The 22,462-nt window shown below is 71.6% G+C and carries 20 protein-coding genes and 1 pseudogene; 15 read left to right on the top strand and 6 right to left on the bottom strand.

What is annotated here, in order from left to right; genetic code table 11:
* Both IEZ04_RS02510 and IEZ04_RS02515 read left to right on the top strand, forming a co-directional pair.
* Entirely contained in the window at positions 1-1,146 is a 1,146-nt protein-coding gene (locus IEZ04_RS02510) for a hypothetical protein (protein ID WP_189215370.1), read from the top strand.
* A gap of 147 nt (positions 1,147-1,293) precedes the next feature.
* The gene (locus IEZ04_RS02515; protein ID WP_229820791.1) at positions 1,294-2,910 is read left to right on the top strand and encodes a pectate lyase family protein; all 1,617 of its coding nucleotides are present in this window, start codon (positions 1,294-1,296) and stop codon (positions 2,908-2,910) included.
* Between the two features lie 56 nt (positions 2,911-2,966).
* Here the strand turns inward: IEZ04_RS02515 and IEZ04_RS02520 are convergent, their stop codons facing one another.
* The gene (locus IEZ04_RS02520) at positions 2,967-3,182 is read right to left on the bottom strand and encodes a DUF4287 domain-containing protein (protein ID WP_189214915.1); all 216 of its coding nucleotides are present in this window, start codon (positions 3,180-3,182) and stop codon (positions 2,967-2,969) included.
* 685 nt (positions 3,183-3,867) lie between these two features.
* On the opposite strand from IEZ04_RS02520, the gene IEZ04_RS02525 reads away from it, so the two are divergent.
* From IEZ04_RS02525 to IEZ04_RS02565, 9 genes are all read left to right on the top strand, one after another.
* Positions 3,868-5,097: an amidohydrolase gene (locus IEZ04_RS02525; protein ID WP_189215372.1), complete on the top strand. Its 1,230-nt coding sequence runs from the start codon at positions 3,868-3,870 to the stop codon at positions 5,095-5,097.
* 194 nt (positions 5,098-5,291) lie between these two features.
* Positions 5,292-6,344, top strand: coding sequence for a BMP family lipoprotein (locus IEZ04_RS02530; RefSeq protein ID WP_189214916.1), 1,053 nt, complete (start codon positions 5,292-5,294; stop codon positions 6,342-6,344).
* A gap of 362 nt (positions 6,345-6,706) precedes the next feature.
* Positions 6,707-7,759 carry a BMP family lipoprotein gene (locus IEZ04_RS02535; protein WP_189214917.1) on the top strand — a complete coding sequence of 351 codons (1,053 nt, stop codon included), beginning with the start codon at positions 6,707-6,709 and terminating at the stop codon, positions 7,757-7,759.
* Between the two features lie 174 nt (positions 7,760-7,933).
* The gene (locus tag IEZ04_RS02540) at positions 7,934-9,580 is read left to right on the top strand and encodes an ABC transporter ATP-binding protein (RefSeq protein ID WP_189215373.1); all 1,647 of its coding nucleotides are present in this window, start codon (positions 7,934-7,936) and stop codon (positions 9,578-9,580) included.
* Positions 9,580-10,722, top strand: coding sequence for an ABC transporter permease (locus IEZ04_RS02545; protein WP_189214918.1), 1,143 nt, complete (start codon positions 9,580-9,582; stop codon positions 10,720-10,722). Before IEZ04_RS02540 ends, IEZ04_RS02545 begins: the two co-directional genes overlap by 1 nt.
* On the top strand, positions 10,719-11,984 hold the full coding sequence (locus tag IEZ04_RS02550) for an ABC transporter permease (protein WP_189214919.1): 1,266 nt from the start codon (positions 10,719-10,721) through the stop codon (positions 11,982-11,984). Before IEZ04_RS02545 ends, IEZ04_RS02550 begins: the two co-directional genes overlap by 4 nt.
* Positions 11,981-12,388 carry a cytidine deaminase gene (locus IEZ04_RS02555; RefSeq protein WP_189214920.1) on the top strand — a complete coding sequence of 136 codons (408 nt, stop codon included), beginning with the start codon at positions 11,981-11,983 and terminating at the stop codon, positions 12,386-12,388. Before IEZ04_RS02550 ends, IEZ04_RS02555 begins: the two co-directional genes overlap by 4 nt.
* Before the next feature lie 91 nt (positions 12,389-12,479).
* The gene (locus IEZ04_RS02560) at positions 12,480-13,763 is read left to right on the top strand and encodes a thymidine phosphorylase (protein WP_189214921.1); all 1,284 of its coding nucleotides are present in this window, start codon (positions 12,480-12,482) and stop codon (positions 13,761-13,763) included.
* Positions 13,764-13,869: 106 nt separating this feature from the next.
* Complete coding sequence (locus IEZ04_RS02565; RefSeq protein WP_189214922.1) at positions 13,870-14,454, top strand: Uma2 family endonuclease; 585 nt, start codon at positions 13,870-13,872, stop codon at positions 14,452-14,454.
* Between the two features lie 15 nt (positions 14,455-14,469).
* On the opposite strand, the gene IEZ04_RS02570 is transcribed toward IEZ04_RS02565, so the two are convergent.
* On the bottom strand, positions 14,470-15,390 hold the full coding sequence (locus IEZ04_RS02570) for an AEC family transporter (RefSeq protein WP_189214923.1): 921 nt from the start codon (positions 15,388-15,390) through the stop codon (positions 14,470-14,472).
* A gap of 186 nt (positions 15,391-15,576) precedes the next feature.
* Between IEZ04_RS02570 and IEZ04_RS35915 the strand changes: the two are divergent.
* Positions 15,577-15,939 (top strand): annotated as a pseudogene (locus IEZ04_RS35915) (STAS domain-containing protein); the annotation flags it as partial.
* Here the strand turns inward: IEZ04_RS35915 and IEZ04_RS02580 are convergent.
* The gene (locus IEZ04_RS02580) at positions 15,823-16,845 is read right to left on the bottom strand and encodes a sigma-70 family RNA polymerase sigma factor (RefSeq protein ID WP_189214924.1); all 1,023 of its coding nucleotides are present in this window, start codon (positions 16,843-16,845) and stop codon (positions 15,823-15,825) included. The pseudogene IEZ04_RS35915 and the gene IEZ04_RS02580 sit on opposite strands and share 117 nt — an antisense overlap.
* 198 nt (positions 16,846-17,043) lie before the next feature.
* Entirely contained in the window at positions 17,044-18,327 is a 1,284-nt protein-coding gene (locus tag IEZ04_RS02585) for an MFS transporter (protein ID WP_189214925.1), read from the bottom strand.
* Between the two features lie 63 nt (positions 18,328-18,390).
* Here IEZ04_RS02585 and IEZ04_RS02590 point away from each other — a divergent pair, with 63 nt between their 5' ends.
* The gene (locus tag IEZ04_RS02590; RefSeq protein WP_189214926.1) at positions 18,391-19,344 is read left to right on the top strand and encodes a LysR family transcriptional regulator; all 954 of its coding nucleotides are present in this window, start codon (positions 18,391-18,393) and stop codon (positions 19,342-19,344) included.
* Between the two features lie 127 nt (positions 19,345-19,471).
* On the opposite strand, the gene IEZ04_RS02595 is transcribed toward IEZ04_RS02590, so the two are convergent.
* A complete protein-coding gene (locus tag IEZ04_RS02595; RefSeq protein ID WP_189214927.1) occupies positions 19,472-20,233 on the bottom strand; it encodes a prolyl oligopeptidase family serine peptidase in 762 nt (253 codons plus the stop codon).
* A gap of 129 nt (positions 20,234-20,362) precedes the next feature.
* On the opposite strand from IEZ04_RS02595, the gene IEZ04_RS02600 reads away from it, so the two are divergent.
* On the top strand, positions 20,363-21,517 hold the full coding sequence (locus IEZ04_RS02600; RefSeq protein WP_189214928.1) for an adenosine deaminase: 1,155 nt from the start codon (positions 20,363-20,365) through the stop codon (positions 21,515-21,517).
* Positions 21,518-21,642: 125 nt separating this feature from the next.
* Positions 21,643-22,098 carry an ATP-binding protein gene (locus IEZ04_RS02605; RefSeq protein WP_189214929.1) on the top strand — a complete coding sequence of 152 codons (456 nt, stop codon included), beginning with the start codon at positions 21,643-21,645 and terminating at the stop codon, positions 22,096-22,098.
* 95 nt (positions 22,099-22,193) lie between these two features.
* On the opposite strand, the gene IEZ04_RS02610 is transcribed toward IEZ04_RS02605, so the two are convergent.
* The gene (locus IEZ04_RS02610; protein ID WP_189214930.1) at positions 22,194-22,397 is read right to left on the bottom strand and encodes a PspC domain-containing protein; all 204 of its coding nucleotides are present in this window, start codon (positions 22,395-22,397) and stop codon (positions 22,194-22,196) included.
* Positions 22,398-22,462 lie beyond the last annotated feature (65 nt).

The following is a 22,462-nucleotide window of genomic DNA, read 5'->3' on the forward strand; positions in this document are numbered from 1 at the left end:
ATGAGACCCCGCGCCGGAAACCCCGGTTCCCGCTCCCGCACTCTCGCCTTCGTCGAGAGCCCGGTCCAGCTGCTGAACGTCCTGGAGTGGGCGCACGCCCATGCCTCCGGTGCGACCGGGGACGGGGCCGCGGGCCCCGGGGAAGGCCCCGGCGCGGGGTCCTCCGGGGAGCCCGGGACCGCCGGCACGGGGATCACCCTCGTCGTCCTCTCGCCGAACGACCCCATGACCCGCGGCCAGCTCCGCCGCATGACGGAGCTGGCCCGGGAAGAGGGGCACGAGGTGCGGTGGGAGGAGGCACGGGGCGGCGCCACGGCCCCGTTCCGCACGATCGCCGGCCTCGCCCCCCTGCTGCGCGCCGCGCACCGGGTCGTCATGGGCGACCCGTTCTCCCGCTACGTGCAGCTCCTGCTGACCATCACCCACGCCGGGCAGCTCGTGGTCGTGGACGACGGCACGGCGACCATGGAGTTCGTCTCCCAGCTCGCCAACGGTGAGCGCCTGGTGCGCTGGCACCGCAAGGGCGGCCGGTCCGGCCCCCGCGACCTCGTCTTCGCCCCGGTGGCGTCCGCCGCCCGCAACCGGCTCACCCCCGGCCCGCACCGGCAGGTGGGGATCTTCTCCTCCATGCCGATCGAGCGGGTCCCCGAGGGCGTGACGGTCCGGGCGAACGACTTCGCCTGGACCCGCGCCCGCTTCGGCCCGCCGCGCGTCACCAGGAGCGCCGACCTCGTGGGCACCTCCCTGGTGGAGACGGGCGTGGTGGACGGCGACCGCTACCTGGAGGCGGTCCGGACGCTCGCCCGCACCCACGGCGCGGCCCGCTACTTCGCCCACCGCCGGGAGAGCAACGAGAAGCTCCGCCGCCTGGCCTCGGAGACGGGCCTGGAAGTGGTCCGTCCCGAGCTCCCCCTGGAACTGGTCGCCCGCCGCGGACCCATCGGCCGCACCGTGCTCAGCTTCCCGTCCACGGTCGTCCACACCCTGCCGCTGGCGCTCGCGGGCACGGACGTCAAGGTCGCCGTCTGCGACATAGACCCGGCCTGGCTCACCCGGCACGCCTCACCCGGCGCCCAGGGCTTCCTGGCCGGCGTCACGGGGAAGGCCCGTGACGTGCACCGGCTGTCGGCGGTGAGCACGGCCTGACCGCGGGACGGGCGCCTGCGGGACGAGCGCCGTAAAAAATCTTTTTCCGCGCGGCGGCAACCTCCCCGCCGTCGGTGACCACTTGAGGGCACAGCACGGTTCACCCCCCTCGAGAACCGTCACCGACGCACGAAGAGGCAGAGCACGTTGACCACGACGCACAGCAGCACGACCCGGCGCCCGAAGTCCCACAGGAAGACGAAGCTGCGGCTCCACGCGGCGCTGGCCACGCTGGCCGTCGCGGCCGGAACCGGTGTGTACCTGTCGGTGCCCGGGGAGGCGTCGGCGGCGGTGACCGGAAGCGCCACCGGGTACGCGACCCAGAACGGCGGCACCACCGGCGGCGCGGGCGGCAAGACGGTCCGCGCCACCACGGGCACCCAGATCCACGAGGCCCTGTGCGGCCGTGCCGCGGACGACACCCCGATCACCATCGAGGTCGAGGGCACCATCAACCACGGCAACACCGGCAAGGTGTCCGGGAGCAGCTGCAACACGGCCGCCGGTGTGATCGAGCTCAAGCAGGTCAGCAACGTCTCGATCGTCGGCGTCGGCAAGGGCGCCACGTTCGACCAGCTCGGCATCCACATCCGCGAGGCCAGCAACATCATCGTCCAGAACGTGACCGTCAGGAACGTCAAGAAGTCGGGCTCGCCCCTCTCCAACGGCGGTGACGCCATCAGCATGGAGAACGGCGTCCGCAACGTCTGGGTGGACCACGTCACGCTGGAGGCCTCGGGCGGCGAGTCGGAGGGCTACGACGGCCTCTTCGACATGAAGGACGACACCAAGTACGTGACGCTGTCCTACAGCGTCCTGCGCAACTCCGGCCGCGGCGGCCTCATCGGCTCCAGCGAGAGCGACCGCTCCAACAGCTTCATCACGTTCCACCACAACAAGTACGAGAACATCGACTCCCGGGCGCCCCTGCTGCGCGGCGGCACGGCCCACATGTACAACAACCACTACGTGAGCCTGAACAGCTCCGGCATCAACTCCCGCGCCGGCGCCAAGGCCAAGGTGGAGAACAACTACTTCGAGGACTCCAAGGACGTCCTCGGCACCTTCTACACCTCCGAGGCCGGCTACTGGCAGGTCGGCGGCAACACCTTCGACAACGTGACCTGGTCGAAGGCGAGCGGTGACAACAAGCCCGCCGGACCGGACCCGAAGTCCAACACCACCGTCACCGTCCCCTACACCGCCGAGCTCGACGCGGCGAGCTGTGTGCCGGCCATCGTGAGCGAGACGGCGGGTGCCGACAAGGGCCTGAAGGTGTCGGACGGCGAGTGCTCCACGCAGGCGCCGGCCCCGTCGGACCCGACCACCCCGGCCGACCCCGAGCCCGAGCCCACCGAGGCCGAGCCGGAGCCCACCGAGGCCGGGCCCACGCAGCCGGGCGGCACCAACCTCAGCATCGGGGCCGGCTCCGACGGCTCCGGCAGGGCCTCCGGCACGAGCTACGGGAACGTCCGCGACGGTGACCTGAACACCTACTGGTCGCCGAACGGCACCACCGGGTCCGTCTCGATCAAGTGGAGCTCCGCCACCGAGGTCTCCTCGATCGCCGTCCGCGAGGCGTCGGGCTCCGAGGGCACCATCGGGTCGTACCGGGTGCTCGACGGCGACACCGGCGCCGTCCTGGCCGCCGGCAGCGGTGCGGGCACGGTCTCCTTCGCCGGCACCTCGCTGCGCAAGATCACCTTTGAGATCACCGGCGCGGACGGCACGCCGAAGGTCGCCGAGTTCGAGACCTACGCCTAGCGGCGGCGCGCACGGAACGGGGGCCGCCGGACTCCGTCCGGCGGCCCCCGGCCGCGCTACTTGCCGCTGCCCTCCGCCAGCGTGTGCGCCACCAGGGCGTTCGCGTGCCCGTGGCCCAGGCCGTGCTCGCTCTTGAGCCAGGTCACGAGCTCCATGTGCCGGGTGAGCGGGGAGGAGCGGATCAGCTCCTTCCACTCCGCGACCGGGCGCCCGTACTTCTTCTCGATCGAGGGGAAGTAGCCGGCGGGGCCCTTCGCGGCGGACGTCGTCATCGTGTGCTCCTCGTGGGTCCGTACGGTGCTCGGCACGTGTTCTGTGCCGGATACGACCGCACGGGCCTACGGGACTCACCGCTTCCGATGTGACCGGTGAGGTGATGTGGATCACGCACGAGGGGGCCGTACCGCCGGCGGGACTTCCCGGTTCCGCTGGTCCGATCGGGACGATTCGTCCGCCACCCGTCCGTCGGCGGCGTCACCCGGCTGGCCCTCCGGCACGGGGGTCGCCGTGCGTGGCGGCACGCGATGCGTGGTGTTGCTGCAGGTCGGGGAGGCTGGGGAACCGCATGCGCGCCCCGGAGTGACGGCCCGGGCGCCGCGCCGGAAGGCCCTACGTGCCTGTTTCCGAACCGTCGTCCGGTAGTGGCCGTTCCCGGACGGGGCCGCACGGCGGCCGTGATATCCGTGGAGGACGGAGAACGCCGGGCACCCCCGGCCCATCCCAGCAGTGGACTGCGCGGTCATCCCGGCGGGCTGCGTGTGAGCGACCTCACAGTGGGCACACGCCCCAGTGGTCGACAAGATCCATTCGTCCGGTGAGCCGGGCGAGTTTACCCATCCCGATCGGTACCCATGCACCGCGCGGCCAGAATTATCTTCCCCTGACGGGCTGAAGTTTTGTTGATCGTGGGTTAGTTGGCCGCCCGATCGCCCTACTCTTCAAAGGGTGAACCAGCTGATGTCCCCAGAGTCCGAGGCCGAACACCCCGGGGGTGCCGTGCTCCCCGGCGCGCTGCCGGAAGCGCTGCGCGCCGAACTCGTCGCGTTCCGCCGCGACTTGCACATGCACCCGGAACTCGGCAACCAGGAGTTCCGTACGACCGCCGCGATCAAGGCCCGCCTGGAGCTGGCCGGGCTCGTACCCCGTGTGCTCGACGGCGGAACCGGTCTCGTCTGCGACATCGGCGAGGTGGACGCCGGGCGGCCCGTGGTCGCCTTCCGGGCCGACATCGACGCCCTGCCCATCCCCGACACCAAGACCGAGTGCGCCTACCGTTCCACGGTGCCCGACCGGGCGCACGCCTGCGGGCACGACGTGCACACCACCGTCGTCCTCGGCACCGGCCTGGTCCTGGCCGAGCTGCACCGGCAGGGCCGCCTGCCGCATCCCGTACGGCTGATCTTCCAGCCCGCCGAGGAGGTGCTGCCCGGCGGTGCCGCGGAGGCGATCAAGTCCGGCGTGCTCGACGGGGTGGGACGGATCGTCGCCGTGCACTGCGACCCCAGGGTCGAGGCCGGCCGCGTCGGACTCCGCGTCGGCCCGATCACCTCGGCCTGCGACCGGCTGGAGATCGCCCTCGACGGTCCCGGCGGGCACACCGCGCGCCCGCACCTGACCACCGACCTCGTCACCGCCGTGGCCCGGGTCGCCACCGACGTGCCCGCGATCGTCGCCCGGCGCGTCGACGCCCGCAGCGGGCTCTCCCTGACCTGGGGCCGCATCGAGTCCGGGCACGCCCCCAACGTGATCCCGCAGCACGCCGAGCTCTCCGGCACCGTGCGCTGCCTCGACCTCGCCGCCTGGCGCGAGGCGCCCGACGTGGTGCACGCCGCCATCGACGAGATCGCCAACCTGCACCGCGCCAAGTCCGAGATCACCTACGTCCGGGGCGTGCCGCCGGTCGTCAACGACCCGGACGTCACCGAGCTGCTGCGGAACGCCATGATCTCGCGGCGCGGCGCACAGTCCGTCGAGGGCACCGAGCAGAGCCTGGGCGGCGAGGACTTCTCCTGGTACCTGGAGCACGTCCCGGGCGCCATGGCCCGGCTCGGCGTCCGCAGGCCCGGCGACCGCCTCGTCCGCGACCTGCACCAGGGCGACTTCGACGCCGACGAGCACGCGATCACGGTGGGCGTCGAGCTGTTCACGGCGGCCGCGCTGCTGGACGCGGGCGACCGCCGCCCGTAGCCGGCCGCACCGGGCGCGAGGGGGCACCGGCAGGCCCGTTACGCCGTGTACCACCCCTTTCACGAGGGTGGTTCACCGGGGCGTAACGGGCCACCGGCACGAATGGATAACGGCACGGGAGAAGACCGTTCCCCGGAGTTTCTACGCGCGTTAATGTGCGCCGAACTCAGGCACCCAGAATGGGGAACTTCACGATGCGTCGGATATCCAGACTGACTCGCGCGGCGGTGGGGGCCGCGTCGCTCGCGCTCGCCGCCACGGCCTGCGGCGGCACGAGCAGCGAGGCCGGGAACGGCGGCGAGAGCGAGGGCGACAGGGGTCTCGCCATCGCGTACGACATCGGCGGCCGGGGCGACCAGTCCTTCAACGACGCCGCGTACGCGGGCCTGGAGCGGGCGAAGAAGGAGTTCGGCTACGAGACCGCCGACATCGAGCCCACCGAAGGTGAGATCGACGCGGACAAGGTGCAGCGCCTGACGTCGCTGGCCCGGCAGGGCTACAACCCCGTCATCGGGGTCGGCTACGCCTACGGCCCCGCGATGGAGCAGGTCGCCGCGGAGTACCCGGACACCACCTTCGGCATCGTGGACTCGGTCGTCGAGGGCGAGAACGTGGCCTCCCTGGTCTTCGCCGAGAACGAGGCCTCGTACCTCGCCGGTGTCGCCGCCGCCAAGGCCACCAGGACGAACACGGTGGGCTTCGTGGGCGGTGTGGACGTTCCGCTGATCCACAAGTTCGAGGCGGGCTTCACGCAGGGCGTCGAGGACACCGATCCCGAGGTCGAGGTCGAGTCGCAGTACCTGACCCAGACCGCGGAGGAGGGCGGCTTCGCCAGCCCCGACAAGGGCAAGGCCGCCGCCGAGGCGCAACTGGAGAAGGGCGCCGACGTCATCTACCAGGCCGCCGGTCTCTCCGGCCAGGGCGTGATCGAGGCCGCCGCCACCCGGAAGAAGTGGGCGATCGGAGTCGACTCGGACCAGTACGGGCAGGAGGCCCTCGCCGCGTACAAGGAGTACATCCTGACCTCGGCGCTCAAGGACGTCGGCGGTTCGGTGTACGCGCTCGCCAAGTCGGTGGAGGACGGCAAGCCGCTGACCGGCACGCAGACCTTCGACCTGGAGGCCGACGGCGTGGGCCTGGCCGAGAGCAACCCGGAGTTCGGAAAGGTCCCCGGCCTGAAGGACGCCGTGACCAAGGCCAAGGAGGCGATCATCGCCGGCACGATCGAGGTCCGTACGGAGCGGTAGGGGTGGGACCTGGGACCGGGCGCCGCGCACTCACGGGCGCCCGGTCCCAGGCGCACGCCGGGACCCGCAACCGGGCCGACGCCGGACGCCTCCGTACGGGGACGCGCCGGGCCGTGCCCGCTCCGGCGGGCGGGCGGGCGACGGCGCCGACCGCCTCGAACCCCGTCACGCACACACCCTGCGGAACCGTCCGACCGCCCTCCGCCACGGGCGTATAACAAGGTGGCGACAAGGTGCGCCGCGTATATAACAAGGTGGACAGAAGGGGTTTTCTCGGCGGTCTACGCGCGTTAATGTGCGGCGGAGCCAGAGCCAGCGCCGCAGCCGATCCAGCCGGGCGCTTGTACGACAGGAGCAACACCATGCGCCGGGTTTCCCGCCTCACGGTCGCGGGCGCAGCGACCGCCTCACTCGCCCTCGCCCTCTCCGCCTGTGGCGGCACCTCCACCGAGAGCTCGTCCTCCGGGTCCGACGGCAAGAACAAGGGCCTCGCCATCGCGTACGACATCGGCGGCCGCGGCGACCAGTCCTTCAACGACGCCGCGTACACGGGCCTTGAGCAGGCGAAGAACGAGTTCGGCTACGAGACCGCCGACGTCGAGCCCACCGACGGTGAGACCGACGCCGACAAGACGCAGCGCCTCGTCTCGCTGGCCAAGCAGGGCTACAACCCCATCGTCGGCGTCGGCTACGCCTACGCGCCGGCCATCAAGGAGGCCGCGGCGAAGTACCCGGACACCACGTTCGGCATCGTCGACGACTCCACCATCGAGGCCGACAACGTCGCCGACCTCGTCTTCGCCGAGGAGGAGGCCTCCTACCTCGCCGGTGTCGCCGCCGCGAAGAAGAGCGAGACGAACGTCGTGGGCTTCGTGGGCGGCGTGGACAACCCGCTGATCCACAAGTTCAAGGCCGGCTTCGAGCAGGGTGTCAAGGACACGAACCCGAAGGCCACGGTGCTGTCGCAGTTCCTGACCCAGACGGCCGAGGAGGGCGGCTTCTCCAGCCCCGACAAGGGCAAGGCTGCCGCCGAGGGCCAGATCGAGAAGAAGGCCGACGTGATCTACGCCGCCGCCGGTCTCTCCGGCCAGGGCGTGATCGAGGCGGCCGCGGCCAACGAGATCTGGGCGATCGGCGTCGACTCCGACCAGTACCAGCAGGAAGCCCTCGCCGCGTACAAGGACCACATCCTCACCTCGGCCACGAAGGGTGTCGCCAAGGCGGTGTACAACCTCGCGAAGTCGGTCGAGGACGGCAAGCCCGAGACGGGTATCGTCAGGGGCGATCTGAAGAGCGGTGAGATCGGCCTCGCGGACTCGAACCCCACGTTCAAGGGCGACGCCGAGCTCCAGAAGGCCGTCGAAGAGGCCAAGGAGAAGATCATCAGCGGCGAGATCAAGGTCAAGTCCAGCTGACACGGCAACACAGCAGGAGCACGAGCAGCCAGTGACCGCGGGGTTACGACCGCTCGACGGGGTGTGGGAAGGCCGGCTTCCCGCACCCCGTTTCGCAGCGGTGGGTCGCCCCCTTTTGTATGTCGTAGGGGCGCTACGCGCGTAGACGACCCCCTTTCCCCAGGAGAGTGCGTTATCAACGCGTCCAGCAGCCCTCCCAGCCCTCCGGCCGGCGCGGCGGACGGCGGTCGGGCGACCGCCGTCGAGCTCGCCGGAATCACCAAACGCTTCCCGGGCGTCGTGGCCAACCACGACATCCACCTCACCGTCCGCAAGGGCACCGTCCACGCCCTCGTCGGTGAGAACGGCGCCGGCAAGTCGACGCTGATGAAGATCCTCTACGGCATGCAGAAGCCGGACGAGGGCACCATCGCGATCGACGGCGAGCAGGTCTCCTTCTCGTCCCCCGCCGACGCCATCGCCCGCGGCATCGGCATGGTCCACCAGCACTTCATGCTCGCCGACAACCTCACGGTGCTGGAGAACGTGGTTCTCGGCAGCGAGAAGCTGTACGGCATCGGCGGCAGGGCACGGCGCAAGATCTCGGAGATCTCCGACCGGTACGGCCTCGGAGTGCGCCCCGACCTCCTGGTCGAGGAGCTCGGCGTCGCCGCCCGTCAGCGCGTGGAGATCCTGAAGGTCCTCTACCGCGGCGCCACGACCCTGATCCTCGACGAGCCCACCGCGGTGCTCGTGCCGCAGGAGGTCGACGCCCTCTTCGAGAACCTGCGCGAGCTGAAGGCCGAGGGCCTCTCCGTCATCTTCATCTCTCACAAGCTGGGCGAGGTGCTGTCGGTCGCCGACGAGATCACGGTCATCCGGCGCGGCACGACGGTCGGCACGGCCGTCCCCGCCGAGACCACCCCCCGCCAGCTCGCCGAGCTGATGGTGGGCAGCGAGCTGCCGACGCCCGAGACCACCGAGTCCACGGTCACCGACCGTCCGGTGCTCACCGTGAAGGACCTGCGCCTGGAGACGGCCGGCGGCAAGGCCCTGCTGGACGACATCACCTTCACCATCCACGCGGGCGAGGTCCTGGGACTCGCCGGCGTCGAGGGCAACGGCCAGACCGAGCTGGTCGACGCGCTCATCGGCCTCAAGCACGCCGACTCCGGCACCATCGCGCTGGCCGAGGACGAGATCACCGCCTGGCCCACGCGCAGGCGCCGCGAGCAGGGCGTCGGCTACATCCCCGAGGACCGTCACCGCCACGGTCTGCTCCTGGAGGCGCCCCTCTGGGAGAACCGCATCCTCGGCCACGTCACCGAGAAGCCCAACGCCAAGGGCGTCTGGCTGGACCCGAAGGCGGCCCAGGAGGACACGCGGCGCATCGTCGAGGAGTACGACGTGCGCACCCCCGGCATCGACGTCACCGCCGCCTCCCTCTCCGGCGGCAACCAGCAGAAGCTGATCGTCGGCCGCGAGATGAGCCACAAGCCGCGCTTCCTCATCGCCGCGCACCCCACCCGCGGCGTGGACGTCGGCGCGCAGGCCCAGATCTGGGACCAGATCCGCGAGGCCCGCCGCGAGGGCCTGGCGGTGCTGCTGATCTCCGCCGACCTGGACGAGCTGATCGGCCTCTCCGACACGCTCCGCGTCATCTACAACGGCAGGCTGGTCGCGGACGCCGACCCGGCCACGATCACCCCGGAAGAGCTCGGCTCGGCGATGACCGGTGCGGCCACCGGGCACCTGGAGCACGAGGCGCCTCCGGCGGACGGCCGGAAGTCCGACCCCGCAGCCGTCCGTGAGGACACCGCCCCGGAAGACGAGGCCCGCTGATGAAGAAGTTCGACAAGGAGCGCGTGCTCCTCGCGGTGGCCGGGCCGGTCATCGCGCTCGCCGTGGCCTTCGCCCTGACCTCGATCGTGCTGATCGCGTCGGGCAAGAACCCGGTCGAGCCGTACACGCTGATGTTCGAGCAGGCCACGTACTCCGACATCCAGGTCCTGATCATCAACCAGGCCTCGATGTACTACATCGCGGCCCTCGCGGTGGCCATCGGCTTCCGGATGAACCTGTTCAACATCGGCGTCGACGGCCAGTACCAGCTCGCCGCCATGGCCGCCGCGATCGTCGGCGCCCACGTGGCGCTGCCGGCGCCCCTGCAGATCCCGCTGCTGCTCCTGACCGCGCTGCTCACCGGCGCGTTCTGGTCGGGCATCGCCGGTGTCCTGAAGGTCACCCGCGGGGTCAGCGAGGTCGTCGCGACGATCATGCTCAACTCGATCGCGACCGCCGTCATCGGCTACCTCTGGCTGCCCACCGTCTTCGGCGTCAAGGTCGGCAACAACAACACCACCGGCGAGATGCACGAGTCCGGCTGGCTCCCCGGCATCGACATGGGCGCGGCCGGCGAGATCTACGGCTTCGTGATCATCGCCGTCCTGCTCGGCATCGGCTACTGGGTCGTCCTCAACCGCACCCGCTTCGGCTTCGACCTGCGCGCCTCCGGCGCCTCGGAGAGCGCCGCCGCGGCCAGCGGTGTCGACCCCAAGCGCATGGTGCTCACCGCCATGCTGATCTCCGGCGCGATCTCCGGTCTCGCGGGCCTGCCGATCCTCCTCGGCGACACCCACACGTACAGCCTCAACTTCCCGACCGGCATCGGCTTCCTGGGCATCGGCATCGCCCTGCTCGGCCGCAACAACCCCACCGGTATCGCCTTCGCCGCCCTGCTGTGGGCCTGGCTCGACAAGGCCTCGCCCGAGCTGGACTTCCACGGGTACGACAAGGAGATCGCGGTGATCATGCAGGGGATCATCGTCCTCGCGGTCGTGGTCTCCTACGAGGCCGTCCGCGAGTGGGGCCTGCGCCGCCAGCAGCGCCGGGTCGGCGCGGAGCTCGCGGCCGGACACGTCCTCGGCGCGGCCTCCGCCGCCTCCGCCAACAACTCCGAGAAGCAGGAGGTGGCGGGCCGATGACCACCGCGACCGACCTCAACCAGCCCACACGCGAGTCCGCCGCGCCCACCGGCCGCCGGCTGTCGCTGCCCGTCGTCCTGCTGATCATCGCGGGCGGGCTGGCCCTGACCTCGCTCGTCCGCATCATCACCGGCGCCGACGGCATCACCAACGTCAGCCAGATGTCCACCGCGCTGGAGCTGGCCGTCCCGATCGGCCTGGCCGGCCTCGGCGGCCTGTGGGCCGAACGCGCGGGCGTCGTCAACATCGGCCTCGAGGGCATGCTGATCCTCGGCACCTGGTTCGGCGCCTGGGCCGGCTACCAGTGGGGCCCCTGGACCGGCGTCGTGCTCGGCATCGTCGGCGGCGCCATCGGCGGCCTGCTGCACGCGATCGTCACCGTCACCTTCAACGTGAACCACATCGTCTCCGGTGTGGCGATCAACATCCTCGCCCTCGGCGCCACCCGCTACCTCGCCCCGCTCGCCTTCGAGGGCGTCCCGGGCGGTACGGCCAAGCAGTCCCCGCCGGTGGACTCCCTCGGCGACTTCACGGTGCCGGGACTGTCGTCCGCGCTCAGCGATCTCAACGGCCACGGCTGGTTCCTGATCTCCGACATCGCGGGCCTGCTCGGCGGCCTCGTCACCAACGTCTCCTGGCTGACCCTGATCGCCGTCGCGCTGATCCCGGCCACCTGGTGGATCCTGTGGCGCACCCCGTTCGGCCTGCGTCTGCGGTCCTGCGGCGAGAACCCGGTCGCGGCCGAGTCCCTCGGCGTGAACGTCTACAAGTACAAGTACCTCGCCGTGATCATCTCCGGCGGCCTGGCCGGCCTCGGCGGCGTCTTCCTCTCCATCGTGGCCAACCCCTTCTACCTGGAGGGCCAGACCAGCGGCCGCGGCTACATCGGTCTCGCCGCGATGATCTTCGGCAACTGGATGCCGGGCGGCCTCGCCCTCGGCGCCGGCCTGTTCGGCTACACCGACAGCCTCAACCTGCGCGGCGGCTCCGCGAACGTCCACGCGCTGCTGCTGCTCGCCGCGATCCTGCTGGTCATCGGCGCGATCTGGCTGGCGATCCGGAAGAAGTACGTGCCGGCCGTGATCACCGCCGTCATCGGCGTGCTGTTCTTCGTCTGGTACGCGACCACCAACGAGGTGCCCAACCAGGTCGTCTCCGCCACGCCCTACGCGATCACGCTGGTCGTCCTCGCGCTCTCCGCGCAACGGCTGCGGGCACCGAAGGCCGGCGGCATGCCGTACCGGAAGGGGCAGGGCAAGTGACGGCCGCCGCGTCCGCCGGAGTGGACTGGGAGGCGCTGCGCGCGGTGGCCCGGTCCGCCATGTCCCGGGCCTACGCCCCGTACTCCGGCTATCCGGTCGGCGTCGCCGCCCTGGTCGACGACGGCCGCACCGTCTCCGGCTGCAACGTCGAGAACGCCAGCTACGGGCTCGGCCTGTGCGCCGAGTGCGGACTCGTCTCCGAGCTGCAGAACACCGGCGGCGGCCGGCTGACGCACTTCACCTGCGTCGACGGCGCGGGCGAGATCCTCGTCCCGTGCGGCCGCTGCCGCCAGCTGCTGTACGAGTTCGGCGGGCCGGACCTGCTGCTGGAGACCCCGGCGGGCATCCTGCCGCTGTCGGAGATGCTGCCGCAGGCCTTCGGCCCGGAACATCTCACCCAGTAGGACCCTGTACGTCCCCGTGGCCCCTCCGAGCTGCCCGCACGCCGTTCGGAGGGGCCGCCCCCTTCGCACTCCCGGAAGGAAACCCCTCACCATGGCCATGGACGCCATCTCCGTCATCCGCACCAAGCGGGACCGCGGCGAGCTCAGCGACGCGCAGATCGACTGGGTCATCGACGCGTACACCCGCGGGGAGGTCGCCGACGAGCAGATGTCCGCGCTCGCGATGGCCGTCCTCCTCAACGGCATGAACCGCCGGGAGATCGCCCGCTGGACGGCGGCGATGATCGCCTCCGGCGAGCGCATGGACTTCTCGTCCCTCACCCGCCCGACCGCCGACAAGCACTCCACGGGCGGCGTCGGCGACAAGATCACGCTCCCGCTGGCCCCGCTGGTCGCGGCCTGCGGCGCCGCCGTGCCCCAGCTCTCGGGCCGCGGCCTCGGCCACACCGGCGGCACCCTCGACAAGCTGGAGTCGATCCCCGGCTGGCGGGCGCTCCTGTCCAACGAGGAGATGCTGTCCGTCCTCGACGGCGTCGGCGCGGTGATCTGCGCCGCCGGTGACGGCCTCGCCCCCGCCGACAAGAAGCTGTACGCGCTCCGCGACGTCACCGGCACGGTCGAGGCCATCCCGCTGATCGCCTCCTCGATCATGTCCAAGAAGATCGCGGAGGGCACGGGCTCCCTCGTCCTGGACGTGAAGGTCGGCTCCGGCGCCTTCATGAAGACCCTGGACGACGCCCGCGAACTGGCCTCCACGATGGTCGGCCTCGGCACGGACCACGGCGTGAGGACGGCCGCGCTCCTCACCGACATGTCCACCCCGCTCGGCCTGACCGCGGGCAACGCCCTGGAGGTCCGCGAGTCGGTCGAGGTCCTGGCGGGCGGCGGCCCGGCGGACGTCGTCGAGCTGACGGTCGCCCTCGCCCGCGAGATGCTCGACGCGGCCGGCATCAAGGACGCGGACCCCGCGAAGGCCCTCGCGGACGGCTCGGCGATGGACGTGTGGCGCCGCATGATCGCGGCCCAGGGCGGCGACCCGGACGCGGAACTGCCCACGTCGAAGGAGCAGCACGTCGTGAAGGCGGGCGCCTCCGGCGTCCTCACCCGCCTCGACGCCTACGACATCGGCCTCGCCGCCTGGCGCCTGGGCGCCGGCCGCGCCCGCAAGGAGGACCCGGTGCAGGCGGCGGCGGGCGTGGAGCTGCACGCCAAGCCGGGCGACACGGTCACCGAGGGCCAGCCCCTGCTGACCCTCCACACGGACACCCCCGAGCGCTTCGCGTACGCGCTGGAGGCGGTGGAAGGTTCGTACGACGTCGCGGCGCCCGGCACGGACTTCACGCCGTCGCCGGTGGTGCTGGAGCGAATCGCCTGATCAGCCGCCTGATCAGGGGAACCCTCGTTCGGGTGAACGGGATCGGTGGACCGCCGCCGGTCCCGTTCGGCATGCTGGGATCGGTGATGACCGTTAGGAGACCGCCATGAGCGCACTCACCGTGAGCCACGAACCCGAGCAGAGCTGGGACGACCTCGTCCGGTTCTGGGAGGAGATGGACTGGCCCGAGGGCAGCAAGGTGGAGATCATCGAGGGGATCATCACCGTGTCACCCGCTCCCGCGCCGCGCCACAACTTCATCGCTTCGCGTATCCACCGCCGCCTCTACTCAGTGCTCTCGGAGGACTGGGAGGTCTACCAGACAATGGCGATCGCGGTGCCGTCCCGTCTGGGCATGTTCATCCCGGACGTGGTGGTGGCTCCGGTGGACGTGACCCTGAACTCCGAATCCCACGTCCCCGCCCCCCTCGCCGAACTCGTCGTAGAGGTCACCTCCAAGTCCAACGCCCGCCACGACCGCGTCAGCAAGCCCGCCGCCTACGCCGCCGCGGGCATCCCGCTCTACCTCCTCGTCGACCGCTGGGCCCCCGGAGGCCCCACCGCGACCCTCTACGGCGAACCGAGGGGCGACGTCTACCGCACCCTGAGCGCCGTCAAGTTCGGCGAGAAACTCAGGCTCCCCGCCCCCTTCGACCTCGACCTCGACACCGGCGAGTTCCCCGAGGGCTGAGGCCGGCGGCCCGGCTCACCCGAGCAACGCCGCCACCACCACCAGCACCGGCACGGACACCACCGTCGACAACAGCACCGCGTCCCGCGCCAGCCGCTCCGCCACCCGGTACTGACTGGCGTACGTGTACAGGTTCTGCGCCGCCGGCAGCGCCGACGTCACCACCACGTCCAGCAGGTGCGCGCCGCGCAGGCCGAAGACCCCCGCGGCCAGCGCCCACGCGGCCACCGGCTGGCCCACCGTCTTCAGCGCCACCGAGAGCAGCACCGGGTACCGGTCCGGGCCCCGGGCGGGCATCGTGCTGCCGCACAGGGATATGCCGAACGCCATCAGGACCGCCGGCACGGACATGTTGCCGATGAGGGTCAGCGGGTCCATGACCGGGCCCGGCACGTGCAGGCCGGTCGCCGCGACCACCACGCCCGCGAGCGAGCCGATGGCGATGGGATTGCGCAGGGGGCTCGTCAGCCGCCGCCACAGGGGCTCGTGCGCCTCCCTGCCCGCCAGGTCCAGGATCGTCAGCGCGACGGGCGTGAGCAGCACGAGCTGGAACAGCAGCACCGGCGCCACCAGCGAGGCGTCGCCGAGGACGTACACGGCGATCGGAATGCCGAGGTTGCCGGAGTTGACGTAACTGGAGCACAGCGCGCCGATCGTGGTCCGGCCGATGCCCCAGCCCCGTACGACGCCCACCGCGACGAAGACGCCCGCCGCCACCGCCGTGCTGAGCGCCGTGACCAGGAGGCGGCTGGAGAAGACCACCGACAGGTCGGCCTGGGCGAGCGTGGTGAACAGCAGGGCCGGTGAGGCCACGTGGAAGGCGAGCCGGGTCAGCACCTCGCGTCCGTGCTCGCCGAGGTGGCCGCTCCGGCCGAGCCAGTAGCCGACGCCGATGACGACGGCGATGACCATGAAGCCCGTCAGCACCCCTTGCACGGCACCTCCCGGACGCGGACGGCCGGGGTGGCACCGGGACCGGGGGGTCTCGGCCGGAACAACGCTGCTGGGGCTGTTGCATGGGGCATGCAGCTAACCCTCCGGCCATCATCGGGCCGGGGTCAATGTGATCTCGGATGGCAGTACGGGCGATGAGTTTTCGGCGGGAGCCCGGTCCATACCCGCGTGGAAGCGACGACACCCGCCGTACTCGTGCTGCCGGGCCCCGTCACCAGGGACGAGGTGCCCCGGCTCAGCGCCGGCGTCCGCGCGCGGCTTCAGGCCACCGGAGCCGGCGTCGTCGTGTGCGACGTCACGGGCGTGGGCCCGCCCGGGCTGGCCGCCGTCGACGTGCTCGCCCGGCTCCAGCTCGCCGCCCGCCGGGCCGGGGGCCGCATAGTGCTGCGCGGCCCCGACCCGGCGCTGAGCGCGCTACTCGTCCTCGTCGGCCTTTCCTTCGAGGTCGAGCGGCCCTTCGAGGTCGAGGGGCAGCCCGAAGAGCGGGAACCACCGGGCGGTGTCGAGGAAGCAGTGGAGGCCGACGAGCCGCCCCTGTGAGATCTCCAGGACCTGGATCGCCCACGGGGTGAAGCCGCCCTTGTCCGGGTCGGGCTTGTAGTGGGCGAAGCCCGGCAGGCCGTTCACCGCGACCGGCGTCAGGCGCGAGCCCGCGCAGGACGCGCCGATCGTCGTCATGAAGCCGGTGATGTCGCCGGTGCCGCGCAGCCACAGGTCGAACGGCGGCATCGTCATGATCGCGTCCTCGTGCAGCAGCGCGGTCAGCGCCGCCATGTCGTACCCCTCGAACGCGGCCACGTAGCGGTCGAGGAGCTTGCGCTGCTCCTCGTCCAGCGTGTCGGAGACATCGCCGTCCGTCTCCTGGCCGCGGCTCTCCGCGAGGGTCGTCCGGGCCCGCTGGAGCGCGCTGTTGACCGAGGCGACCGAGGTGCCGAGGAGCTCGGCGACCTCGCTCGCCCGCCAGGCCAGCACCTCGCGCAGGATGAGCACGGCCCGCTGCTTGGGCGGCAGCTTCTGCAGGGCCGCGACGAACGCCAGTCGTACCGATTCCTTCGCCACGGCCGCCTCCGCGGGGTCGCTGACCGAGGGGAGCACGCGTGCGTCCGGCACCGGCTCCAGCCAGGTGTGGTCGGGGCGCGGGGACAGGGCCGCCTGGGCGAGCGGCGTCGCCTCCGTGAGATCCATGGGGCGCGCCCGCTTGTTGCCCGCGGCGAGCATGTCCAAGCAGACGTTGGTCGCGATGCGGTACAGCCAGGAGCGGAGCGAGGAGCGGCCCTCGAACTTCTCGTAACTGCGCCAGGCCCGCACCAGCGTGTCCTGCACCGCGTCCTCGGCCTCGAAGGACGAGCCGAGCATCCGGTAGCAGTAACCGGTCAGCTCGACGCGGTGCTTCTCCAGCCGGATGTCCAGATCTGCCGTCGCCGTGCCGTCGCCCATGGCCCACCCACCCCTAGTGGCTCAATCCCACGCGAGCGCCTTCGCCCGCCGGTCCTCCGGAAGCTACCGCAGCCCACTGACAATGGCCCCCGAAGCGGGGAGATGCCCAGGTCGTGAAGGTGTGCGGAGGTGTGCGGGGGAGCCGGTGAGCGCGTGGTGACGGAGGCGTACGGGGTGGGGGAGGCGTCGGCGCGGGTATCAGGCCGTCGCGATCCGCTGCTGGGCGCGGGCCGCGCGCGACCCCGCCAGCGTGACCGTCACGACGCCCAGCATCGCCAGCAGCCCCATGCCGACCGTCCCGGCCCAGCCGCCCGCGTGGTACGCCACCGCGCCGAGCGTGCTGCCCGCGCTGGAGCCCACGTAGTAGGCGGACTGGTAGAGCGCGGAGGCCTGGGCGCGGCCCTCCGTGGCCGTGTGGCTCACCGAGGACGAGGCGCACGCGTGTCCGGCGAAGAAGCCCGCGGTGATCAGCACCAGGCCGAGCAGGACCGCCGGCAGCGTGTCGGCCAGCGACAGCAGCAGGCCGGCCGCGGTCGTACCGCCCGCCAGGTACAGCGTGCCCCGCCGCCCCAGCCGGTTGACCAGCTTCCCGGCCGTCGAGGCGGAGATCGTGCCCACCAGGTACACCAGGAAGACCGAGCCGATGATGCCCTGCGGGAGCGAGAAGGGCGCGCCGGTGAGGCGGTAGCCGATCACCGTGTACACACCGCCGAACACCACCATGAACAGCGCGCCGATCGCGTACAGCCGGCGCAGCAGCGGGTTCGACAGATGGCCGCGGACCGTACGGGCCAGCACGCGCGGCCGCAGCGAGCCCGGGGCGAAGTGCTTCGGCGCGGGCAGCAGCAGCCGGAAGGCCACCGCGCACGCCACCGCCACCACGCCCATCACCGCGAGCGCGGTCCGCCAGCCCCACTCCTGCGCGACCCAGCCGGTGATGACCCGGCCGCTCATGCCGCCGACGCTGTTGCCGGCGACGAACAGGCCGATCGAGGTGATCAGCGCCCTGGGGCGCACCTCCTCGGCGAGGTACGCGTTCGCCGACGCGGGCAGCCCGGCCAGCGCCGCGCCCTGCACCGCGCGCAGGAACACCAGCACGCCGAGGTTCGGGGCGAAGGGGACCAGCAGGCTCACGCCCACCGCGACCACCAGCGAGGCCGTCATCACCGTACGCCGCCCGAAGCGCTCCGACAGCGCGCTCATCGGCAGGACGAAGACCGCCAGCGCGCCCGTCGCCGCCGACACCGTCCAGCTGGCCGCGCTCGCGGACACCCCGAGGTCGTCGGAGACCATCGGCAGCAGTGCCTGCGTGCAGTAGAGGAGGGCGAAGGTCGCGACGCCCGCGAGGAAGAGGGCGAGGTTCATATGGCGGTAGCCGGGTCCGCCCGGGGCCATGCGCGAGTCGGCGTCGGCGGTGGAGGAGGTGACAGCGGCTGCGTCGGCGCCCACGGTGGTGGGCGCCCCGGTACTGGCGGTAGGCATGTCACGACGGTAGGTACACCGTCCTTCATGCGTCCAATGCACGGAACGGCCATAATCGTTCCCATGGTGCATCAGCAGAGGTCAGGGGGGCAGCTGTCACGAGACGGTGACAGAGAAGACATCGTCGCGTCGCTCGCACCGCGCCTCGCGCACTTCGCCGGGGTCGCCCGCGCCGAGCACGTCACCCGGGCCGCGCAGGAGCTGCGGGTCCCGCAGTCCACGCTGTCCCGTGCCATGGTCCGCCTCGAACGGGACCTGGGCGTCGAGCTGTTCGCGCGCCGGGGCCGCACGGTCTCGCTCACCCCGGCGGGCCGTACCTTCCTCGCCTCCGTGGAGCGCGCGCTCGCCGAGGTGGAGCGCGCGGCCGAGGAGGTGCGCGCCGACGCCGACCCGGCCACCGGCAAGGTCGCCTTCGGCTTCCTGCACACCATGGGCTCCGAGACCGTACCCGGACTCATCCGGGCCTTCCGCGCCGACCACCCCCGCGTCCGTTTCAGCCTCGTGCAGAACTACGGCGAGGCGATGCTGGAGCGGCTGCGCGCCGGGGAACTCGACCTGTGCCTGACCTCACCGGTGCCGGACGCGCCCGACCTGGTGGCCCGCCGCCTCGACGAGCAGAAGCTGCGCCTCGTCGTCCCCGCCGACCACCGCCTCGCCGCCCGTCGGCGGGTGCGGCTCGCCGAGGCCGCCGAGGAGACGTTCGTGACCCTGGAGCCCGGCTACGGCATGCGCCGCATCACCGACGACCTGTGCCGGCAGGCGGGGTTCCGGCCGCGCATCGCCTTCGAGGGCGAGGAGGCGGAGACGCTGCGCGGCCTCGTCGCCGCGGGCCTGGGCGTCGCCCTGCTGCCGCCGCCCGCCGTGCCGCGCCCGGGCGTCGTGGAACTCTCGGTCACCGCCCCGCGCGCGGTGCGCGAGATCGGCGTCGCCTGGCTCGACGGACACCCGGACACGCCTCCGGTCGCCGCCTTCAAGAAGTTCCTGCTGTCCCGCCGGGGTCACCTGCTGCCGGACTGACGGTGCCCGGAGGAGGCCGACGGCCACCTGTGGGCGGTTCGGCGCCGCGGCGCACGGCCCGCGGAGCACCGCGGCCGGCCCCCGGCGCACGGTCCGGCCCCGAGCCGCCCGGACCCGGCCTCTGGCGTCACCGTCGCAGCGACCGGCCGAATCCCGCCGCGAGCGGCATGCGCAGGCCCAGGGGCGGCGGTGCCGCGAAGGCGTCCTCCACCGGGCGGGAGAAGGCGTGGCCGAACAGCGCGCCGAGGACGAAGTCCTGGGCCAGCGCGTGCACTTCGTTCCGGTGCTGGTGCAGCCCGTGCCCGTCGGTGTGGACCTCGAAGCGGCAGATGTCGCGGTTGGCCTTCTTCGCGCGCTGCGCGAGCCGGAAGGACAGCTCCGGGTCGCTGCGCTGGTCGTCGGTGCCGTGCACGATCATCACCCGTCGGCCGGCGAGCTGCTTCACCGGTTCGGGTGCCACGGCGACGTCGTCCTCCGGCAGCCACGGGGCGAGCGCGAGGACGGCGGCGACGGCCTCGTGGCCGGCCGCGTGCAGCGCGGCCCGGCCGCCCATGCCCACGCCCGCCAGACAGACCGGTACGTCCCCGTAGCGCCGTACGACCTCGTCGGCTGCCCAGGAGGCGTCGCGGGCCAGGAGCGCCTCGCTGCCGTTCCAGCCACGGCAGCGGTAGTGCACCACGTGGGCGACCAGACCGTCGTCGCGTCCCGCGCGCGCGAGGCGGCGGCCGAGTGCGCGGACGGAGGCCGTCGCCAGCACCGGGGAGGGCCTGCGGTCCGAGAGCTCGTCGCCGCCCGGGAGGAGCAGCACCACTCCGCTCACGGCCGGCGGCTCCTGACCGATGATCCGCCCAAGTCGCGGGGTCGAAACCGGCGTTGCATGCTGTGCCATGGCAGAACAGTGTCAGAAGCGGCGGTGTACGCCACCTGTCCGCACGGTCACCGTTGGGTATCGGCGCGAATCTCGGACACGAGTTCTACGCGCGTAGGCAATCCGCCGCGCGGGCGTTACAGTGCCGAGATGACGAGCCAGACCGTGAACACCCCGACCGCGGACCAGATCCGCCGGGCGCCCAAGGTCCTGCTGCACGACCACCTCGACGGCGGGCTGCGCCCGGGCACGGTCGTCGACCTCGCCCGGGCCGGCGGGTACACCGCGCTCCCGGAGACCGATCCCGGCCGGCTCGGCGACTGGTTCCGGGCCGCCGCCGACTCGGGCTCGCTGGAGCGGTACCTGGAGACCTTCTCCCACACCGTCGGCGTCATGCAGACCCGCGACGCGCTCGTCCGGGTCGCCGCCGAGTGCGCGGAGGACCTCGCCGCGGACGGTGTCGTCTACGCCGAGGTGCGGTACGCCCCCGAACAGCACCTCGAGGGCGGGCTGAGCCTCGAAGAGGTCGTCGAGGCCGTCAACGAGGGCTTCCGGCTGGGCGAGCGGCGCGCCCGGGAGGACGGCCGGCGGATCCGCGTCGGCGCCCTCCTCACCGCGATGCGGCACGCGGCCCGCGCCCTGGAGATCGCCGAACTCGCCAACCGCCACCGCGATCTCGGCGTCGTCGGTTTCGACATCGCGGGCGCCGAAGCCGGTCACCCGCCCACCCGGCACCTCGACGCCTTCGAATTCCTGAAGCGGGAGAACAACCACTTCACCATTCACGCCGGTGAGGCGTTCGGTCTGCCCTCCATCTGGCAGGCCCTCCAGTGGTGCGGCGCCGACCGGCTCGGCCACGGTGTGCGGATCATCGACGACATCCGGGTCGGCGCCGACGGCTCGGTGGAACTGGGGCGGCTCGCCTCGTACGTCCGTGACAAGCGCGTCCCGCTGGAGCTGTGCCCCAGTTCCAACCTGCAGACGGGCGCCGCCGCGTCATACGCGGAGCATCCCGTCGGGCTGCTGCGCCGGCTGCACTTCCGTGTGACGGTGAACACGGACAACCGCCTGATGTCCGGCACGAGCATGAGCCGTGAATTCGAGCACCTTGTCGAGGCTTTTGGTTACACGCTCGACGACCTGCAATGGTTCTCGGTAAATGCGATGAAATCAGCATTCATTCCTTTCGATGAACGACTGGCGATGATCAATGACGTCATCAAGCCCGGATATGCCGAATTGAAATCCGAATGGCTGTTCCGGCAGGCCGCTCCCACCAGCGATTCTGTGGTGGGTGACGCCTGATTCACGGGCCGTGGTGCGGTCGGGTCGCGCCAAATCCGTCGCTATTCACCATTTGCGTGCGCGGAAATTTGGTGTTTACGTTTCTGGACCGCTCATCCCCGTAACGCATCAAGGACGCATTCACCATGAAGCAGTCTGCTGCCAAAACCCTGGGCGTCACCGCCGTCGGTGCCGCCATTGCCGCCACGGGCGCGGGTGTCGGACACGCCGCCATGCCGGCCCTGCCGGACACCTCCCGGACGCTGGGCGCCGTGACCCAGGCGCTGCCGCTGGAGGAGACCACGCGGACGCTGCCGACGGACGGCGTCTCGGAAGGGCTGCCGGCTGCCGCGAAGAACGTCACCCAGGCGCTGCCCGGTGCCACGGACAATGTCTCGAAGGCGCTGCCGAGCGTCACCGGCGAGGCGTTCGCCACGGGCAAGCAGGTCCTCGGACAGGGGGTGCGCGCCGCGCGGCCCGCGGTCGCCGACATGCTGCGCCAGGGCCCCACCGGGCCGGTCGCCCACCTGCTCGGCGGCCTGCCGGTCGAGGGCCTGCCCATGAACGGCCTGGGGATCAACGGCCTGCCGCTCGGCGGCTGACCCCGACGCCGTGCCCGCACGGCCGCTGACGCGCACATGGGGCGCACCCCCGAGGGGTGCGCCCCATGGCCGTACGGGTCGCCGCGCCGGGCGGCTCACCAGGCCGTGCGGGCCGCCTTCTCCTCCGAGGGCAGCAGGATCCACAGGGCTATGTAGAGCAGGAACTGCGGTCCCGGCAGCAGACAGGACAGTACGAAGATCACGCGCATCGTGGTCGCGGAGGTGCCGAAGCGCCGTGCCAGCGCTGCGCACACTCCGCCGATCCGGCGGCCGTGGGTGGGGCGGGCAAGGCGGCTCATCGTGGCTCCTTCGTCAACCGTGGCGCGGAACCGCCCTGTTGGCGGCCCTGTCGTCCTCGTCGGGT

The sequence above is a fragment of the Streptomyces ruber genome, from assembly GCF_014648075.1.
GTDB classification, from domain to species: Bacteria; Actinomycetota; Actinomycetes; order Streptomycetales; family Streptomycetaceae; genus Streptomyces; species Streptomyces ruber.

What these genes read in the sequence shown, in the direction of transcription:
- IEZ04_RS02535 (WP_189214917.1), top strand. Translation starts at nt 6,707, where the DNA reads ATGCGCCGGGTTTCCCGCCTCACGGTCGCGGGCGCAGCGACCGCCTCA.
- IEZ04_RS02565 (WP_189214922.1), top strand. Translation starts at nt 13,870, where the DNA reads ATGAGCGCACTCACCGTGAGCCACGAACCCGAGCAGAGCTGGGACGAC.
- IEZ04_RS02585 (WP_189214925.1), bottom strand. Translation starts at nt 18,327, where the DNA reads ATGCCTACCGCCAGTACCGGGGCGCCCACCACCGTGGGCGCCGACGCA.
- IEZ04_RS02590 (WP_189214926.1), top strand. Translation starts at nt 18,391, where the DNA reads ATGGTGCATCAGCAGAGGTCAGGGGGGCAGCTGTCACGAGACGGTGAC.
- IEZ04_RS02605 (WP_189214929.1), top strand. Translation starts at nt 21,643, where the DNA reads ATGAAGCAGTCTGCTGCCAAAACCCTGGGCGTCACCGCCGTCGGTGCC.
- IEZ04_RS02525 (WP_189215372.1), top strand. Translation starts at nt 3,868, where the DNA reads ATGTCCCCAGAGTCCGAGGCCGAACACCCCGGGGGTGCCGTGCTCCCC.
- IEZ04_RS02520 (WP_189214915.1), bottom strand. Translation starts at nt 3,182, where the DNA reads ATGACGACGTCCGCCGCGAAGGGCCCCGCCGGCTACTTCCCCTCGATC.
- IEZ04_RS02510 (WP_189215370.1), top strand. Translation starts at nt 1, where the DNA reads ATGAGACCCCGCGCCGGAAACCCCGGTTCCCGCTCCCGCACTCTCGCC.
- IEZ04_RS02550 (WP_189214919.1), top strand. Translation starts at nt 10,719, where the DNA reads ATGACCACCGCGACCGACCTCAACCAGCCCACACGCGAGTCCGCCGCG.
- IEZ04_RS02545 (WP_189214918.1), top strand. Translation starts at nt 9,580, where the DNA reads ATGAAGAAGTTCGACAAGGAGCGCGTGCTCCTCGCGGTGGCCGGGCCG.
- IEZ04_RS02530 (WP_189214916.1), top strand. Translation starts at nt 5,292, where the DNA reads ATGCGTCGGATATCCAGACTGACTCGCGCGGCGGTGGGGGCCGCGTCG.
- IEZ04_RS02610 (WP_189214930.1), bottom strand. Translation starts at nt 22,397, where the DNA reads ATGAGCCGCCTTGCCCGCCCCACCCACGGCCGCCGGATCGGCGGAGTG.
- IEZ04_RS02595 (WP_189214927.1), bottom strand. Translation starts at nt 20,233, where the DNA reads ATGGCACAGCATGCAACGCCGGTTTCGACCCCGCGACTTGGGCGGATC.
- IEZ04_RS02580 (WP_189214924.1), bottom strand. Translation starts at nt 16,845, where the DNA reads ATGGGCGACGGCACGGCGACGGCAGATCTGGACATCCGGCTGGAGAAG.
- IEZ04_RS02600 (WP_189214928.1), top strand. Translation starts at nt 20,363, where the DNA reads ATGACGAGCCAGACCGTGAACACCCCGACCGCGGACCAGATCCGCCGG.
- IEZ04_RS02560 (WP_189214921.1), top strand. Translation starts at nt 12,480, where the DNA reads ATGGCCATGGACGCCATCTCCGTCATCCGCACCAAGCGGGACCGCGGC.